The organism is Phaeovulum sp., assembly GCF_041596715.1.
Taxonomy (GTDB): domain Bacteria; phylum Pseudomonadota; class Alphaproteobacteria; order Rhodobacterales; family Rhodobacteraceae; genus UBA6213.
The window spans coordinates 1-2,384 of record NZ_JBFHIA010000345.1; the positions used below are offsets into that span (position 1 = coordinate 1).

3 protein-coding genes are annotated in these 2,384 nt (G+C 63.1%); all 3 read left to right on the forward strand.

Going from position 1 to position 2,384, the window contains the following annotated elements:
- Positions 1-1,045 (forward strand): MFS transporter (locus ABY403_RS15765; protein WP_372841765.1); only part of this gene is annotated, 1,045 nt, incomplete at its 5' end.
- Positions 1,042-1,929: a penicillin-insensitive murein endopeptidase gene (mepA, locus tag ABY403_RS15770; RefSeq protein WP_372841766.1), complete on the forward strand. Its 888-nt coding sequence runs from the start codon at positions 1,042-1,044 to the stop codon at positions 1,927-1,929. The genes ABY403_RS15765 and mepA, both read left to right, overlap by 4 nt.
- A gap of 53 nt (positions 1,930-1,982) precedes the next feature.
- On the forward strand, positions 1,983-2,384 hold a 402-nt coding region (locus tag ABY403_RS15775), incomplete at its 3' end, for an esterase-like activity of phytase family protein (protein WP_372841767.1).

Sequence of the window (2,384 nt, forward strand, 5' to 3'; positions counted from 1 at the left end):
AGCGCCGGGTGATTTCAACATCTGGCTGGTGATGCTGGCCTTCGCGCTTGGCATGATCGGCATGGAGTTTGCCACCACCTTCACCAACGCCATGCTGCCCGACCTTGGCCCACCCGAGCAGATCGGGCGCATATCGGGGTCTGGCTGGGCATTCGGCTATCTGGGTGGCATGGTGGCGCTGATCGTCATGCTCACGCTTTTTGCCGAAAACGGCGCAGGTAAAACGCTGATCGGGATTTCCCCGATACTGGGGCTTGATGCGACGATGCGCGAAGGCACGCGCGCGGTCGGCCCGTTCACCGCGATCTGGTATGCGCTGTTCATGGTGCCGTTTTTCCTTTGGGTGCGCGAGGTGCGCCGCCCCGGTATGGTGCCAATCGGGGCTGCTGTGCGCGGCGCTTGGCCCGAACTGCGCGAAACCCTGCGCGGCCTGCCCAAGAATCGCAGCCTGTTCGCCTTTCTCATCGGGTCGATGTTTTACCGCGATGCGCTGAACGGCATTTACTATTTCGGCGGCATCTATGCCGTGGGCGTGCTTGGCTGGTCGATCGTCAGCGTGGGGATATTCGGGATTCTGGGTACGATCACGGGGGCAACCTTTGCGTGGCTTGGCGGCAAGGCTGATGACCGCTTTGGCCCCAAGCCGGTGATCCTGTTTACGGTGGCAGTGCTGACGCTGGTGGCGGTGGGCGTGGTCTATGTGTCGCGCGACTCGGTTTTCGGTTTTGCCGTGGCGGCTGATAGCAAGCTGCCCGACATCGCCTTTTACGTGATCGGTGGGCTGATCGGCGCGGCGGGTGGGTCGATGCAGGCGGCGAGCCGCTCGATGATGGTGCGACAGGCCGACCCTGCCAAATTGACCGAAAGTTTCGGGCTTTATGCGCTGACCGGCAAGGCGACCTCGTTTATCGCGCCGCTGAGCATCGGCGTGGCAACGCAACTTAGCGGTAGTCAACAGATTGGCATTTCGCCGCTGGTGGCGCTGTTTCTGGCCGGGCTGGTGCTGATGTTATGGGTGAAACCACAAGGGGAGGTGGTGCAATGATCCGTTGGCTTCTGGCTGCAATGCTGCTGGCCACACCCGCCGGGGCAGAGCCGCTGGCGCGCACCCTGTTTGGCGCGACACAAACGCCCGCGGCGGGCGCAAGCTCTGCAATCGGGTCTTATGCAAAGGGCTGCGCTGCGGGGCTGGTCGCTATGCCTGAAAGCGGGCCAAGCTGGCAGGCGATGCGGCTTAGTCGCAACCGTTTCTGGGGCCAGCCTGTGATGATCGACTATCTTCAGAATCTGTCGCAGGTGGCGCAGGGGCTGGGCTGGGCCGGGCTTTACATTGGCGATATCAGCCAGCCGCGCGGCGGGCCGATGACCGGCGATCATGCAAGCCACCAGATCGGACTGGATGCTGATGTCTGGATGCTGCCACCCAGCCGGCTGAACCTGAGCCGCAACGAGCGCGAGAATATCTCGTCCATCTCGGTGCGCACCGCAGACCAGAAAGCGGTGAATGAAAACTGGACCCCCGCCCATGCCGCGCTGCTGGAGGCCGCGGCGCGCGATCCGCGGGTAGACCGCATTTTCGTGGCCGCCGCGATCAAGCTGGAACTGTGCAAGACCGCGAAGCGGAGCGATACGGTCTGGCTGCAAAAGCTGCGCCCGATTGCCGGGCACAATACGCATTTTCATGTGCGGCTGCGCTGCCCCGAGGGGATGGACAATTGCATCACCCAGTCTCCGACGGTCAGCGAGTTGTCAAACGGCGGCAACGGCTGCGATGCGACGCTTGACTGGTGGGTGACAGACTACCTTTCGCCGCCCAAACCTGCGACCACCCCACCGCCCAAGGCCACTACCCCGCCGCCGCGTAACGCCAAGACCTATCTCATGTCCGATTTGCCCAGCCAATGCGCCGCCGTACTTGCAGCAAAATAACCGCCGCGATTTTCGCGCTCATTCTTTCCACTGGTGCCGCGCCCGCCGAGGGTTTGGCCGAATATCTGGGCTCTATCACGTGGAGCAGCCCAGAGGCGGGGTTTGGTGGGTTTTCGGGCATCGAGGTTGCGGCGGATGGCACCTCGTTTCTGGCGCTGTCTGATCGCGCGACACTCTGGCAGGGGCGATTGCTGCGCGATGCCGAGGGGCTGCTGACTGGTGCAGAGGCGCTGGGTTTTGATCGGTTGCATGATGCGGACGGTGCGCTGCTTACCGGATATCTGACCGATTCCGAAGGGCTGGCGCTGGCATCTGACGGAAGCATTTTTGTCAGCTTCGAGGGGCTGGCGCGGGTGGTGCGCTACCCCACCCCCGGTGCACCGTCGCAGCCGCTGCCGCGCACCGATGCCTTCCGCGCAATGCTATCGAACACATCGCTCGAGGCGCTGGCGATC

Excerpts from the sequence above, each read along its gene's own strand:
- mepA (WP_372841766.1), top strand. The coding sequence starts at position 1,042 with ATGATCCGTTGGCTTCTGGCTGCAATGCTGCTGGCCACACCCGCCGGG.